Origin of the sequence: Acidovorax kalamii, assembly GCF_002245625.1 — a bacterium.
Taxonomy (GTDB): domain Bacteria; phylum Pseudomonadota; class Gammaproteobacteria; order Burkholderiales; family Burkholderiaceae_C; genus Acidovorax; species Acidovorax kalamii.
The window spans coordinates 162,438-175,771 of sequence record NZ_NOIG01000010.1 but is presented as its reverse complement, the minus strand read 5'-3'; the positions used below and the strand labels follow the sequence as shown (position 1 = coordinate 175,771).

The 13,334-nt window shown below is 66.0% G+C and carries 15 protein-coding genes; 7 read left to right on the top strand and 8 right to left on the bottom strand.

Features of this window, described 5'->3' with window-relative positions:
• Positions 1 to 21: 21 nt before the first annotated feature.
• The 3 genes from trhO (at position 22) to CBY09_RS16065 (ending at position 2,093) form a co-directional block, all read left to right on the top strand.
• Positions 22 to 1,023, top strand: a complete 1,002-nt coding sequence (gene trhO, locus CBY09_RS16075; protein ID WP_094290593.1) for an oxygen-dependent tRNA uridine(34) hydroxylase TrhO — start codon at positions 22 to 24, stop codon at positions 1,021 to 1,023.
• On the top strand, positions 1,020 to 1,691 hold the full coding sequence (locus CBY09_RS16070) for a glutathione S-transferase (protein ID WP_094290592.1): 672 nt from the start codon (positions 1,020 to 1,022) through the stop codon (positions 1,689 to 1,691). The genes trhO and CBY09_RS16070 overlap by 4 nt, the downstream gene beginning before the upstream one ends.
• A gap of 183 nt (positions 1,692 to 1,874) precedes the next feature.
• Positions 1,875 to 2,093, top strand: coding sequence for a hypothetical protein (locus tag CBY09_RS16065; RefSeq protein ID WP_094290591.1), 219 nt, complete (start codon positions 1,875 to 1,877; stop codon positions 2,091 to 2,093).
• A gap of 133 nt (positions 2,094 to 2,226) precedes the next feature.
• Here the strand turns inward: CBY09_RS16065 and CBY09_RS16060 are convergent, their stop codons facing one another.
• The 6 genes from CBY09_RS16060 to CBY09_RS16035 all read right to left on the bottom strand — a co-directional run bounded on the left by CBY09_RS16060 (position 2,227) and on the right by CBY09_RS16035 (position 7,562).
• Positions 2,227 to 2,763 (bottom strand): disulfide bond formation protein B, encoded by a 537-nt coding sequence (locus CBY09_RS16060; RefSeq protein ID WP_205734151.1) that lies wholly within the window; start codon positions 2,761 to 2,763, stop codon positions 2,227 to 2,229.
• 56 nt (positions 2,764 to 2,819) lie between these two features.
• Positions 2,820 to 3,944, bottom strand: coding sequence for a sulfate/molybdate ABC transporter ATP-binding protein (locus CBY09_RS16055; protein ID WP_094290590.1), 1,125 nt, complete (start codon positions 3,942 to 3,944; stop codon positions 2,820 to 2,822).
• 13 nt (positions 3,945 to 3,957) lie between these two features.
• Positions 3,958 to 4,860, bottom strand: coding sequence for a sulfate ABC transporter permease subunit CysW (gene cysW / locus CBY09_RS16050; protein WP_094290589.1), 903 nt, complete (start codon positions 4,858 to 4,860; stop codon positions 3,958 to 3,960).
• The gene (cysT, locus tag CBY09_RS16045; RefSeq protein ID WP_094290588.1) at positions 4,857 to 5,726 is read right to left on the bottom strand and encodes a sulfate ABC transporter permease subunit CysT; all 870 of its coding nucleotides are present in this window, start codon (positions 5,724 to 5,726) and stop codon (positions 4,857 to 4,859) included. The genes cysW and cysT overlap by 4 nt, the downstream gene beginning before the upstream one ends.
• A 37-nt stretch (positions 5,727 to 5,763) precedes the next feature.
• Complete coding sequence (locus CBY09_RS16040) at positions 5,764 to 6,768, bottom strand: sulfate ABC transporter substrate-binding protein (RefSeq protein WP_094290587.1); 1,005 nt, start codon at positions 6,766 to 6,768, stop codon at positions 5,764 to 5,766.
• A 209-nt stretch (positions 6,769 to 6,977) separates the two neighbouring features.
• Positions 6,978 to 7,562, bottom strand: a complete 585-nt coding sequence (locus tag CBY09_RS16035; RefSeq protein ID WP_094290586.1) for an RBBP9/YdeN family alpha/beta hydrolase — start codon at positions 7,560 to 7,562, stop codon at positions 6,978 to 6,980.
• A 191-nt stretch (positions 7,563 to 7,753) separates the two neighbouring features.
• Here CBY09_RS16035 and CBY09_RS16030 point away from each other — a divergent pair, with 191 nt between their 5' ends.
• From CBY09_RS16030 to CBY09_RS16020, 3 genes are read left to right on the top strand one after another with little or no spacing between them, the layout of a single operon-like run.
• A complete protein-coding gene (locus CBY09_RS16030; RefSeq protein ID WP_094290585.1) occupies positions 7,754 to 8,671 on the top strand; it encodes a hypothetical protein in 918 nt (305 codons plus the stop codon).
• 22 nt (positions 8,672 to 8,693) lie between these two features.
• Positions 8,694 to 9,308 (top strand): RNA polymerase sigma factor, encoded by a 615-nt coding sequence (locus CBY09_RS16025; RefSeq protein ID WP_420807455.1) that lies wholly within the window; start codon positions 8,694 to 8,696, stop codon positions 9,306 to 9,308.
• Positions 9,305 to 10,399 carry an ankyrin repeat domain-containing protein gene (locus tag CBY09_RS16020; RefSeq protein ID WP_094290584.1) on the top strand — a complete coding sequence of 365 codons (1,095 nt, stop codon included), beginning with the start codon at positions 9,305 to 9,307 and terminating at the stop codon, positions 10,397 to 10,399. The genes CBY09_RS16025 and CBY09_RS16020 overlap by 4 nt, the downstream gene beginning before the upstream one ends.
• Before the next feature lie 60 nt (positions 10,400 to 10,459).
• Here the strand turns inward: CBY09_RS16020 and CBY09_RS16015 are convergent, their stop codons facing one another.
• Together CBY09_RS16015 and CBY09_RS16010 are read right to left on the bottom strand one after the other, a co-directional pair.
• A complete protein-coding gene (locus tag CBY09_RS16015) occupies positions 10,460 to 11,329 on the bottom strand; it encodes an HDOD domain-containing protein (protein ID WP_094290731.1) in 870 nt (289 codons plus the stop codon).
• Between the two features lie 218 nt (positions 11,330 to 11,547).
• Positions 11,548 to 12,495: a LysR family transcriptional regulator gene (locus CBY09_RS16010; protein WP_094290730.1), complete on the bottom strand. Its 948-nt coding sequence runs from the start codon at positions 12,493 to 12,495 to the stop codon at positions 11,548 to 11,550.
• 131 nt (positions 12,496 to 12,626) lie between these two features.
• Here CBY09_RS16010 and CBY09_RS16005 point away from each other — a divergent pair, with 131 nt between their 5' ends.
• The gene (locus tag CBY09_RS16005) at positions 12,627 to 13,271 is read left to right on the top strand and encodes an FMN-dependent NADH-azoreductase (RefSeq protein ID WP_094290583.1); all 645 of its coding nucleotides are present in this window, start codon (positions 12,627 to 12,629) and stop codon (positions 13,269 to 13,271) included.
• Positions 13,272 to 13,334 lie beyond the last annotated feature (63 nt).

The window sequence follows — 13,334 nt, the reverse complement described above, 5'->3', positions numbered from 1 at the left end:
TCTTCCAAAAACGCCCTTTTCGTGGACTCGGTCACACCCCGCTTTCTCACCGCCGCGCTCTACCAGTTCGTGGACCTGCCGGACTTTGCCGCCCTGCGTGACCCCCTGCAGTCGCTGTGCGACACCCACGGCGTGCGCGGCATGCTGCTGCTCGCGCCCGAGGGCATCAACGGCACCATTGCGGGCGAACCACAGGGCGTGCACGCCGTGCTGGCCTGGCTGCGCAGCGATGCACGCTTTGCCGCCCTGCAGCACAAGGAGGCACTGGCAGAACGCATGCCCTTCTACCGCATGCGCGTGCGGCTCAAGCGCGAGATCGTCACCCTGGGCGTGCCGGGCCTGAACCCCGCGCGCAATGCAGGCACCTATGTGAAGCCCGAAGACTGGAACGCCCTCATCGACGACCCCAGCGTGGTGGTGGTGGACACGCGCAACAACTACGAGGTAGGCATTGGCACGTTTGAGCGCGCCATCAACCCGCACACGCAGACCTTTGCGGAATTCCCGGCCTGGGTGGCACAGCAGTCGCAGCCGGGCGGCGTGCTGGCAGGCAAACCGCGCGTGGCCATGTTCTGCACGGGCGGCATCCGCTGCGAAAAATCCACCGCCTTCCTCAAGTCACAGGGCTTCGATGAGGTGTACCACCTCGAAGGCGGCATCCTCAAATACCTCGAAACCGTGCCCGAAGACGCAAGCCGCTGGCATGGCGACTGTTTTGTGTTCGACGAACGCGTTTCTGTCGGCCATGGCCTGGTGCCCGGCCACCACCAGCTGTGCCGATCCTGCCGCATGCCACTGGGCGAGGCGGAACTGCAGTCGCCCCACTACGTACCCGGCGTGAGCTGCCCTTACTGCCACGGCACCCGCACACCCGAGCAGGAGCGCGCGCTGGCCGAGCGCGAGCGGCAGATGCAGCTGGCCCGGCAGCGCGGGCATGAGCACATCGGCGCACAGCAGCCCGGCCGCCCCGCGCGCACTGCAACCAAGGACGCGGGTGACGACGGCAGGGATGGCGCAACGTGACCGCCCAGCCCGTCCTCTACTCCTTCCGCCGCTGCCCCTACGCCATGCGCGCCCGTCTGGCCCTGGCCGTGGGTGGCCACACCTGCGAGCTGCGCGAAGTGGTGCTCAGGAGCAAGCCCCAGGGCCTGCTGCTGGCCTCGCCCAAAGGCACGGTACCCGTGCTGGTGCTGCCCAGCGGTCAGGTGCTGGAGCAGAGCCTGGACATCATGCTGTGGGCGCTGGCGCAGCACGACCCCGAGGGCTGGCTCACCCCCAGCCACGGTAGCCTGCAGGACATGCTGGCGCTGATTGCCGAATGCGATGGCCCGTTCAAGCAGGCGCTGGACCGGTGCAAATATCCCAGCCGCTACCCCGATGCCGACATAGCCGCAGAACGCGCCCTCGCCGTGGCCTGGCTCAGTGCGCTGGAGGCACGTTTGTCATCAGATCAGCCCTTCCTGTTCGGCACCCACGCGGTCCTGGCCGATATGGCGATTGCGCCTTTTGTGCGGCAGTTTGCGGGCATTGATCCGGACTGGTGGACGGCGCAGTCCTGGCCCCGCCTGCAAGCCTGGCTGGCTCAGTGGCAGGCCAGCGATCTTTTGGCCAGCGTGATGCACAAGCTGCCAGCGTGGGTGGATGGGACGGAGGGTGTGCGGTTCCCGCACTTGGTCGAGAGCACCGACTGAATCACTGGCCAAGGTTCTGCTTGAGATCAGGGCTCGGGGCACCATGTGCTTCAGACAACCCAAGCCTCACACCACACCGGCTACAGTGGCTGGAGCGCGCCCTGCCTCAGCTTTGCGCCATCCAACACCCTGCCGGGCTTTGCGACTGCACAGCCACACCAAACAACCCTGGATTTGCCAAAGATGAAGATCATCGACGAGATGCTGAACCTGGACCTGCTCACCCACGAGCAGCACCTGCAAATCAGCGCATGGATCGCCCGCTCCTCGACTCCTGACGAAATACTGCAAATGCCTGCGCCACTGTGGCAGGCCGTGGAGCGTGCCAGCCAGGCCATGGGCATCGACGAGGACCTTCTGCGTCCACCCTCCCTGGACGCTGGTGGCGCTATTTTTGTCTGACCGCCCCCATTGCACCCGCTCAGACACCTGGGGCGGCTGGCGTCTCTTTGGCGGGCTGACCAAGGCCCATCACCTGCCCTCAAACAAAAAGCGCTCCGAAGAGCGCTTTTTTTTCTGAGCCAGACCGAGAGGATCAAGCCATTGAATATCCCGAGCTGCCTTTATTGCCGCCCGTCAGCCCACGCACCAGCAGCGCCAGCAGCACCACCGCAAACCCCACAAAACAAACGAACGACCAGTTGGCAATCGAACCACCCAGGAAGGTCCAATCAATCGCAGCACAGTCGCCCGAGCCCCGGAAGATCATGGGGATGGCGCGGCTGATGGGGTAGTTTTCGATCATGCCGTAGAAGTCGCGGCCGCAGGTGGCGACTTCGGGTGGGTACCACTGCAGCCAGCTTTGGCGGGCCGCCACAAAGGCGCCGAAGCCGGAGGCGATCAGGGCCAGCACGCCCCAGCCCATCCACCAGCCTTTTGAGGCCCTTGCGCTTGCCAGGCCTGTAAAGATTGCTACACCTATGAGAGCATACCGCTGCACGATGCACATGGGGCATGGCTCCAGGCCCACCACATGCTGCAGGTACATGCCAAAAGCCAGCATGGCCACGCAGGCCGCACTGATCAGCGCCAGCACGCGGCGCGGGGCCTGATCCATCCAGTTCAACAACATCTTTGTTATCCCTCAAGGCCGCGCGGCAACTGGCGCGGCGTCCCAGGGGAAACAGCTCAGATACCAGCGGCGTGATCCAAGAACACTCGGGCGCGGCGTGGTGTGACCACCAGCGTTTCGCCCTCTTTGAAACCCATTTCCTTGAACTGCTGCGCAGGGATCTGCGCTTCGATCAGGGATTCTGGGGACGCATTGTCCGCTGGTTTGTGGTCGTCGGTCGGAATAAGTTCCAGCCGCGCAATCGGCCCCACCACAATGGCGCGACTCAGCTGGGCCACGATGCCACGTGGGCGGCCTTCGGCGTCCAGTCCCGCGCCGGGGGAGTAGCGCTCCACGTCCAGGTCGTGCGGGCGCACATAGGCAAAGGCCTTGGCGTTCTGCGCCGCCTGGTGTTCGGGCGAATCGAGCTGCATGCCTTCCAGGTGCACCAAGCCCTCGTGGGCGCGGCCATGGAACAGGTTCACATCGCCCAAAAAGCCGTACACGAAGGGGCTGGCGGGCTGGTCCCACACCTGCTGGGGCGAGCCACTTTGCTCGATCTTGCCCTGGTTGATCACCACCACGCGGTCGGCCACTTCCAAGGCCTCTTCCTGGTCATGGGTCACGAAGATGCTGGTCACATGCAACTCGTCGTGTAGGCGGCGCAGCCAGCGGCGCAGTTCCTTGCGCACCTTGGCGTCCAGGGCACCGAAGGGCTCGTCGAGCAGCAGCACCTTGGGCTCCACCGCCAGGGCGCGGGCCAGGGCAATGCGCTGGCGCTGGCCGCCGGACAGCTGCGAGGGGTAGCGCTCGGCCAGCCAGTCCAGCTGCACCAGCTTGAGCAGATCCATGACCTTTTTCTTGATCTGCGCCTCGCTCGGGCGCTCGCTGCGCGGCTTGACGCGCAGGCCAAAGGCCACGTTCTCGAACACGGTCATGTGGCGGAACAGTGCGTAGTGCTGGAACACAAAGCCCACGTTGCGCTCGCGCACATGCACGTCGGTCGTGTCTTCGCCGCTGAAGTGGATGGTGCCCACGTCGGCTGTCTCCAGGCCCGCGATGATGCGCAAGAGCGTGGTCTTGCCGCAGCCCGAGGGGCCGAGCAGCGCAATGAGTTCGCCGGACTGGATGTCCAGGCTCACATCGCGCAGCGCCTGGAAGTCGCCGAACTGCTTGCTGACGTTACGGATTTCAATGCTCATGTTCTGTTTTCCTTCACACGCCAGCGGGCGCGGGGCGCTCGGGCGGCAATTCGGCGGCGGCCTTCAGGGCCTGTTCATTGCGGTGTTCGGCGATGGTCTTGATGACCAGCGTGACCAAGGCGAGCAAGGCCAGCAGCGAGGCTGCGGCAAACGCGGCCACCGACTGGTACTCGTTGTAGAGAATTTCGACGTGCAGCGGGATGGTGTTGGTCTGGCCCCGGATGTGGCCCGACACCACCGACACCGCACCAAACTCGCCCATGGCCCGCGCGTTGCACAAGATCACGCCATACAGCAAGCCCCACTTGATGTTGGGCAAAGTCACGTACCAGAAGGTCTGCCAGCCGCTCGCACCCAGCACGATGGCGGCCTGCTCCTCGTCGTTGCCCTGGGCCTGCATCAGCGGGATCAGCTCGCGGGCGATGAACGGGAACGTAACGAACACAGTGGCCAGCACGATGCCCGGCACGGCAAAGATGATCTTGATGTCATGCGCCGCCAGCCACGGGCCAAACCAGCCCTGCGCGCCAAACATCAGCACATAGATCAAACCAGCCACCACGGGCGACACCGAAAACGGCAGGTCCACCAGCGTGGTCAGGAACGCCTTGCCCTTGAACTCGTACTTGGCAATGCACCAGGCCGCCGCCACGCCGAACACTAGGTTCAGCGGCACCGCGATCAGCGCGGTGATCAGCGTGAGCTTGATGGCCGACCAGGCGTCGGGTTCGCGCAGGCCTTCCAGATACGCGCCAAAGCCCTTGCGCAGCGCCTCGGCAAACACGGCGGCCAGCGGCAGCACCAGGAACAGCAGCATGAAGCCGAGTGCCAGCGTGATCAGTGTGTAGCGCACCCATGGCGCTTCGGTCGTGCCCGCCTGTGCGCGGCGAGTGGTTCGGGAATTGTTGCCGCTCATGCCGGAGCCCCCGCGTGGCGGCGCTGCCAGGCTTGCAGCGCGTTGATGATGAGCAGCAGGATGAAGGAGATGACCAGCATCACCACGGCCACGGCCGTAGCACCTGCATAGTCGTACTGCTCCAGCTTGCCAATTATGATGAGGGGCGTGATCTCGGACACCATGGGCATGTTGCCCGCGATGAAGATCACCGAACCGTATTCCCCCACCGCCCGCGCAAACGCCATGGCAAAGCCGGTGAGCAGTGCGGGCGTGATGGAGGGCAGGATGACCTTGGTGAAGGTCTGCAGGCGTGTGGCGCCCAGGCAGGTGGCGGCTTCTTCCAGCTCCTTCTCTGCGTCTTCCAGCACCGGTTGCACGGTGCGCACCACAAATGGCAGGCCGATGAAGATCAGCGCAATCACGATGCCTGCTGGCTTGAACGCGAGCTGGATGCCCAGGGGCTCCAGGATGCTGCCCACCCAGCCGTTGCCGGCCAGCAAGGCCGTGAGCGAGATGCCCGCCACGGCGGTGGGCAACGCGAATGGCAAGTCCACCAGCGCATCCACGATCTTCTTGCCCGGGAACTTGTAGCGCACCAGCACCCAGGCGATCAGCAGGCCAAACACCAGATTGACCAACGCCGCAAGGAATGAGGCCCCAAAAGTGAGTCGGTACGACGCCATCACGCGCGGTGCGCTGATGGCTGCCCAGAACTGCTCCCAGGTGAGGGTGAAGGTCTTGAAGATCAGTGCCGACAGCGGGATCAGCACGATGATGCTCAAGTAGAAAAGGGTGTAGCCCAGTGACAGCCCGAAACCGGGCAGCACGCGCTTGGGCGCGCGCCGTCCGGCCGGGGCTGCGGCCACAGCGGTCGCAGTGGTCATAGATGCAGTGGTGAGTCGGGAGAAGCGCTGCGCCTGCTTACTTGGCGCCGGGCGTGTACAGCTTGTCGAACTGGCCGCCGTCATTGAAGTGCACCTTCTGCGCTTCGGTCAGCGAGCCGAAGTACTTGGCCACCGTGAACTGCTTGAGCGGCTTGAAGGTGTCGGCGTACTTCTTGAGCACGGCCTCCGACCGGGGGCGGATGGCGTGCTTGGCCGCGATCTCCTGCGCTTCTTCAGAGTACAGGTAGTCCAGGTAGGCCTTGGCCAGCTGGGCCGTGCCCTTCTTGGCCACGGTGCGCTCCACGACGGCCACGGGGTTCTCGGCCACCACGCTCACCGAGGGGTAGATCGCATCGACCTTGCCGGCGCCGAATTCGCGGTCGATGGAGACCACTTCGGATTCAAAGGTGATCAGCACATCGCCCTGGTTGCGCTGCAGGAAGGTCGCCGTGGCATCGCGGCCGCCCTTGGCCAGGATGGGCACGTTCTTGTACAGCTTGCCGACAAACTCGGCGGCCTGCGCCTCCGTGCCGCCCTTTTCGCGCACGGCGCCCCAGGCGGCCAGATACGCATAGCGGCCGTTGCCGCCGGTCTTGGGGTTGACCACGATCACCTGCACGCCGGGCTTGATGAGGTCGTCCCAGTCCTTGATGTTCTTGGGGTTGCCGTTGCGCACCAGGAACAGCATGGTCGAGGTGGTGGGCGATGCGTCGTGCGGGAACTTCTTGGTCCAGTCCTTGGCGACCACGCCGTTGTCGGCCAGGAACTGCACGTCGGTGGTGGTGTTCATGGTCACCACGTCGGCGGCCAGGCCATCGTTCACGGCGCGGGCCTGGGCGCTCGATCCAGCGTGCGACTGGTCGATCTTCACGTCCTGGCCGGTGGTCTTCTTGTAGTGCGCGGCAAAGGCAGCGTTGTAGTCCTTGTAGAACTCCCGGGCCACGTCGTACGAAACGTTGAGCAGCGAATTTTGTGCGGCAGCCATGCCACTGGCGGCCAGGGCCAGCGAGGCCAGGAGGGTCTTGAGTTTCAAAGAAGTCATGGTGGTGTCGCCCTAAAAATTGCTGGAGATGCCGGATTGTGCGGAGACGCTCTTAAAACTCAAAAGAATATATTCTTGTTAAATAATCAACTATCGGCATATAGATTGTTGATGGCCTGCGCACGGCAGATAGCTGTCGCATTGTTCACATCAAAAAGAGCCTCTTTCGCCTGACTAGCAAGGCTTTTTAGCTATATAAAATATAGCATTTAAAACACGGAAGGCTGGGGGTGCGCGTGGGTGACAGCAGGCGGCTGGGCGGTGGGCCCGTCTGCCAGCGACTGCAGCAGTGCCCAGCCCAGGGGCCATTCGCCATGGCCCGAATCGATGTTAATGTGCCCCGCGTTCTGCATGCGCACAAACTCGCTGCCCCAGGCCCGCGCATAGGCGCCTGCCAGGCGGATGGGGCAAAACGGGTCGTTGCTGCTGGCCACCACGATGCTGCGGTAAGGCAGCGCAGCATAGGGCACGGGCGCAAAGTCGCTCAGGATGGCGCGGCGCTCCGGGTCGGCGGGGGCCACCAGCAGCGCACCACACACCTTGGCGGCGGCCTCGGGCCCCATGTGGTTGGTGGCAATGCAACCCAGGCTGTGGGCCACGATCACCACGGGGTGCGGCGCGGCCAGCACAGTCTTTTCGAGCTGGCTCACCCAGGCCGAGCGCGTGGGCGTGATCCAGTCGTCCTGCACCACGCGGCGGGCGTTGGGCAGGCGCTCGGCCCACAGGCTCTGCCAGTGGCCGGGGCCCGAGTCCCGCCAGCCGGGGACGATGATGATGGAGGTGTTAGGGGTCACAGGGCTGGCATTCTGCGAGCCGCGCCTTAAAACCCAAACGACTTAATTCTTGTTATTTAATCTCCAAATCATCTAAAAACCACCCATTTCCCGCCGCAGCCGGGTCTTTGGTATTTTTTTCGCCCGCTTCAACCCCATCCACCGGCCCCGTTCGTTTCACCCAGCACCACCACTTTTTTGATGGAGCTGCCATGAAACCCCGTGCCTTCACCCTGTCCACCCTCCCCGCCCTCGCCGCCCTGGCCACACTGCTGGGCCTGGCCCACCTGCCCGCCCAGGCGATTGGCCGCCTGGCCGATGTCACCATCGTGGACCGCGACACCGGCGCCACGCTGCCCGTGCACTACGCCCGGGGCGAGTACTGGGTGGCCGGGCGCCCTGGCGCGCGTTATGCCATCAGCGTGCGCAACCGGCTGGGCGAGAGGGTGTTGGCCGTGCCCTCGGTGGACGGCGTCAATGTGCTCAGCGGCGAGACGGCTGCCTGGGACCAGCGCGGTTATGTGTTCTCGCCGCACGAGCGCTACCAGATCACCGGCTGGCGCAAGAGCGACAGCCAAGTGGCAGCGTTCGAGTTCTCCCACATCGCCAACTCGTATGCCGCCCGCACGGGCCGCCCTGCTCATGTCGGCGTGATTGGCGTGGCGCTGTTCCGCGAACAGCCGCCGGTGCCTCTGCCCGCGCCTGCCATCACCCCCGAGCCCTACGGCCAGCGCCGCGACAACGGCCTGGGCCTGGGGCGCCTGCGGGAGGAACCCGCATCGCCTGCTGCCGCAGGTGCTGCCGGTGCTCCGGCTGCACCAGCCCCATCGGCCGAGGCCGAGTCCTCTGCCCGCTCGCAGTCCGCCGACAGCGTAGCCAAGGCCGCCCCCATGCCATCGGCCAAGCTGGGCACGGCACACGGCCAGCGCGAGACCTCGGTCGTCACCCACACCACCTTCACGCGCCTGCAGGAGCAGCCCAATGAAATCATCAGCATCCGCTACGACAGCCGCGAGAACCTGATCGCCAGCGGCGTGATCCGCGAGCCCATCGCCCGCCCCTATGTGCCCCCGGTGCCCCGCGCATTTCCGCAGTCGGACAACCTGTCGTACGTACCCGACCCCAGGTAGGCCTGGGCCGGCCCGTGCGTGCATGAGGGTTTCGCATAATGCCCGGGTGCCTGCCGCCCCACCCTCTGACGATGCCCACGACACCGACGAAGCGCTGATGCTGCGCTACGCCACGGGCGACATGGCCGCGTTCGACCGGCTCTACGCCCGGCACGAACTGGCCGTTTGGCGGTTTGTGTTTCGCAGCGTCAAGGTGCAGGCGGTGGCTGATGACCTGCTGCAGGACGTGTGGTTTGCGGTGGCGCGCAATGCCGTCCGTTATGAGGTGAAAGCCAAGTTCCGCACCTGGCTGTTCACCCTGGCGCATAACCGCCTGGTGGACCACTTGCGCACCGCCAAGCACCACACCAGCCTGGACGCCAGCGACGACGATGCGCGCACGCTGGCCGACACACTGGTGGCCGACTCGGGCTTCGGGCCCGTGCGGCAACTGCAGTCGCGCGAGCAGGCGGCCGCACTGATTGTGGCGGTGGAGCAGTTGCCGCTGGAGCAGCGCGAAGCCTTCCTGCTGCAGGCCGAAGGCGACCTGAGCGTGCAGGAGATCGCCGAGGCCACCGGCGTGAGCTTTGAAACCGCCAAGAGCCGCCTGCGCTACGCGCGGGCCAGCCTGCGCCAGCACCTCAAGGAGTTTGTATGACCCGGCAGGACGACGATCTGGTCCGGCGCTACCAGGAAGCCAGCGAGCAGGAAGGCGCCCGCCCCGGCGCGCATGTGCGCGAGGCCGTGCGCTCGCATGCGCAGATGGTGGCCACGGCTGCGGCATCGGCATCAGCCGCCCCAGTGGCAACCCCTGCCGCCAACCAGGCCCGCTGGAAAATTTCAGCCCTGGCCACCTTGGCCGTGGTGGGGCTGACTGGCTTGCTGATGCTGCAGTTCGAGCGCGGCACGCCCGAAGAGCGGGACACCGCTTTCAGCCACCGCCGGACCGAGGTGCCAGCACCTGCCGCCCCTGCGCCAGTGGCCCCACCCGTGCCCCAGCCACTGGCAGAGCCCCCATCGGCCACCCCGCCTTCGCCCGAAAGCGCGCAGAAAAGTGCGCGGAACAGCACCGGCCCATCGGCTGACGCCTTGCACTCCAGGCCCGCCACGAAAGTCCCCCCCACGCCTGCACAGACACCGGCACCCGCACAGCCCGTGGCCAAGGCGACACCCGCATCGCCTTCGGCCACGGAAGCGGAAGCCCTGACAGCGCCCCGTGCAGCCGGGGCCCCCTCCGGCTTCCCCGCCTCCCCCCCCCTGCCCTCGATGGCTGCAGCCCCCCGCGCCGAATCCGGTGCCGAAAGGCGCGAGCACGCGCCGGCCTCCGCTGCACCAGCCGTTCAGGAATCAGCCCCGACAGCCGCAGCCGCTCCCGCCGCCGCACCAGCCGCCCGCAGCACGCTGGCTGACTCTGCAGCGCGCGACCACAGCGCGGCTGCTGCAGCCCCTGCCATGCAAAAAAATCTGGGCGCGGCTGCGTCCAGCACCATCTGGGAAGCCGCCCGCAGGGGCCATGCCCAGCAGGTCGAAGCACTCGTGCAACAGGGCACACCGGTGGATACCCGCGACCCCGCAGGGAAAACCGCCCTGATGCTGGCCGCCATGAACGGCCACACCGCCACCGTGCAGAGGCTGCTGGCGCTGCGCGCCAACCCCGCGCTGGTGGACCGCGATGGTCTGAATGCGGCGCAGCTTGCGGCCCGGGAGGGACACGCGCGCCTCGCAGAGCTGCTGGAAGCAACGCGCTGAGAGTGGTGTAAACGGGCTCAGCCCGAAGGGGTCTTCCAATGCATCAGCCGCGCACCGGGATCAGAACCGCACAGCCTCAAACGCCGGGTGCAGCGCATCGATCCAGTGGTCCAGCTCGTCCTGCGTCACATGCAGGTGGTCCATGCAGGCCTGGCCGTGCTGGTTCCACTCGCGCGTGGGCGCCAGGCCGTCGTGCTGGTTGACCAGAAACTCGGCCAGCAGGCCCAGGGCCACCAGGTGGCGCACGGTGGGGTCGAAACGCTCGTCGTCCAGGCACACAAAGTCGTGGTGCAGCCAGATGGCCTGGGCCACGTCGCCCGGCAGGTGCCAGGTGCGCGCCACAATGGCGCCCATCACGGCATGGTCGGTGCGGTGGCTGGCGTTTTCGGTCTGGGTGAAGGTGCGGTCCTTGCGGGCCAGGGCCTCGGTCACGGTGCCAGCATAGCCACGCACGGCCTTCACCAGCACGGGCATGCCCACATGGCAGAACAGGCCAAAGCTGTAGCCCAGGCCGGGGTCAAAGCTGTAGAGCTGGTGACCGATGTGCTCGCAGGCAATGGCGCGGCGCTGCGAGCTTTCCCAGAAATGGTCGAGCAGCGGCGAGCGCACCTGCAGCGCGTTGCGCGTGATGAAGGCAGACATCAGCTCCACCGCAGGGCGCAGCCCCAGCACGGTGAGCGCCATGCCCACCGTCTGCACCGGCTGGGCCAGGCCATAGAGCGGGCTGTTGGCCAGCCGCATCACGGCGGCGGCCAGGGCTACGTCCGAGGCGGCCAACTGCTCCAATGCTGCAGCGTCCAGCTCGGGCTCGGCCATGATCTGCTGCAGGCGCCGCAGCGACTCGGGGCATGGCGGGATCACGATGGCGCGCACGGCGGGATGCGCGCGGGCTTGCCGGATGTCTTGGTCGATGGAGTGAGAAGCGGTCACAAAGGCCCAGTTCCGGGCCGTTCCGCGCAGCGCCACACCCAGTGACGCCCAGGTGCGCTGTGGTGCAGGAAGGAAGGCAGCCCAAACAGTTGCAATTCGTTGCATTGTGGGGCCAAAAATGCGCGCGGCGGGCGCCGTCCCACGGGGGCACACGGTCTTTGTGGCGACCGCTTGCCAAGCACCTCACAAGGTGCCCCCGGGTGCACCGAATTGCCCCGTCAGATATCGGCGCCGTCCATCCCTTGCAGTGCCTGGCGCGTGCTCAGGCTGCTGCGCCCCGGCATGGCCTCACCCAGAAAATCCAGAAACCGCCGCACCGCAGGCGACAGTCCCCGGCGCGACGGGAACACCGCATGCACGATGGCGGGCGCAGGTGCCCAGTCGGGCAACACGCGCACCAGCTTGCGCTCGCGCATTTCGTCCTGGCACATGTAGTCGGGCATCCAGCACACGCCCGTGCCCGCCACGGCGGCGAACTTGAGCGTGAGCAGGTCGTCGGCAACGTAGCGCGGCGTGTGCTGCACCACCTGGTGCACACCGCCCGGGCCAATCAGGTTCCAGGTTGATCGACCGTCGGGCGCCGACATGGCAATGCTGTCGAGCTGGGCCAAGTCTTCCAGCGTCTTGGGCGTGCCCTGGCGGATCAGCAGCTCGGGGCTGGCCACCAGGATCTGGGTGGTGTGGTCGAGCCGCTTGACGACCATGCTGCCGCTGTCGTCTACCGAGGGGCGCACGCGCAGCGCCACGTCGATGCCCTCTTCCACCAGGTTCACGGCGCGGTTGCTCACCAGCATGTCGATGCGCACCTCGGGGCAACTCGCCAGAAACCGCGGGATCAGCTCGGCCACCACGGTCTGCGCCAGCGTGACGGGGCAGCTCACGCGGATGGTGCCGCGCGGCACGGTCTGCACCTGGGCCACCGTGTCGGCCGCCGCCTGGGCCGATTCGCGCATGGCCTGGCAGTGGCGCAGGTAGGCCTCGCCCACCTCGGTCAGCGAGAGCTTGCGGGTGGTGCGCTGCAGCAGGCGCACGCCCAGGTGGGTCTCCAGGTCGGACACGCGCCGCGACAGGCGCGACTTGGGGATGCCCAGCGCACGGCCCGCTGCAGCAAAGCCGCCGCGCTCCACCACTTCGGCGAAATAGAGCATGTCGTTGAGGTCTTGCATAAAGTACATCGTCCTACTGATAGAACAATCTATCGCAAGTTCACCACCTTATCAACATTTTGATGAATCTTCACAATTCATCCCATGGCCACACGCTGTGGCTCCGATCCACAGAACCCCAGGAGTTCCTCATGCAACTGCTTCACATCGACTCCGCCATCACTGGCGAACAATCCGTGTCCCGCCAACTGACGGCCCGCACCGTGGCCGCCTGGCAAGCCGCCCACCCCGGCACCACCGTGCAATACCTGGACCTGGCCCAGCAGGCGCCCTCGCACCTGTCGGCCCAGTCGCTCGGTTTCCGCACCGGCCAGGCCGCTGCCACCGAAGCAGAGCGCGCTGAAAACGCACTGTCCGAAGCCCTGGTGAGCCAGTTCCTGGCCTCCGACGTGATCGTGATTGGCGCGCCGCTGTACAACTTCTCCATCCCCAGCCAGCTCAAGGCCTGGATCGACCGCCTGGCCCAGGCTGGCCGCACCTTCAAGTACACCGACAAGGGCCCCGTGGGCCTGGCCGGTGGCAAGACGGTGATCGTGGCTTCGACCCGTGGCGGCGTGTATTCGACCAGCGAAGGCGGCCAGGCCATGGAGCACCAGGAGAGCTACCTGAAGGTGGTGTTCGGCTTCTTCGGCATCACCGACGTGCGTTTTGTGCGCGCCGAAGGCGTGGCCATGGGCCCCGACGCCAAGGCCGCCGCCCTGGCATCGGCCGATGTGGAAATCAACAGCCACACCAGCGTGGCCGCCAACCAGGCGCGCGTGTCGCAGGTGGCATAAACCGCAGGTGGCTTCAGCAGCGGCCGCCCATCCAACACCCGGCCACGTGCCGGGTGTTGCGCT

Excerpts from the sequence above, each read along its gene's own strand:
- CBY09_RS16020 (WP_094290584.1), top strand. The coding sequence starts at position 9,305 with ATGACCCGGCAGGACGACGATCTGGTCCGGCGCTACCAGGAAGCCAGC.
- CBY09_RS16010 (WP_094290730.1), bottom strand. The coding sequence starts at position 12,495 with ATGCAAGACCTCAACGACATGCTCTATTTCGCCGAAGTGGTGGAGCGC.
- CBY09_RS16040 (WP_094290587.1), bottom strand. The coding sequence starts at position 6,768 with ATGACTTCTTTGAAACTCAAGACCCTCCTGGCCTCGCTGGCCCTGGCC.
- cysT (WP_094290588.1), bottom strand. The coding sequence starts at position 5,726 with ATGACCACTGCGACCGCTGTGGCCGCAGCCCCGGCCGGACGGCGCGCG.
- cysW (WP_094290589.1), bottom strand. The coding sequence starts at position 4,860 with ATGAGCGGCAACAATTCCCGAACCACTCGCCGCGCACAGGCGGGCACG.
- CBY09_RS16005 (WP_094290583.1), top strand. The coding sequence starts at position 12,627 with ATGCAACTGCTTCACATCGACTCCGCCATCACTGGCGAACAATCCGTG.
- CBY09_RS16065 (WP_094290591.1), top strand. The coding sequence starts at position 1,875 with ATGAAGATCATCGACGAGATGCTGAACCTGGACCTGCTCACCCACGAG.
- CBY09_RS16025 (WP_420807455.1), top strand. The coding sequence starts at position 8,694 with ATGAGGGTTTCGCATAATGCCCGGGTGCCTGCCGCCCCACCCTCTGAC.
- CBY09_RS16030 (WP_094290585.1), top strand. The coding sequence starts at position 7,754 with ATGAAACCCCGTGCCTTCACCCTGTCCACCCTCCCCGCCCTCGCCGCC.
- CBY09_RS16055 (WP_094290590.1), bottom strand. The coding sequence starts at position 3,944 with ATGAGCATTGAAATCCGTAACGTCAGCAAGCAGTTCGGCGACTTCCAG.
- CBY09_RS16060 (WP_205734151.1), bottom strand. The coding sequence starts at position 2,763 with ATGTTGTTGAACTGGATGGATCAGGCCCCGCGCCGCGTGCTGGCGCTG.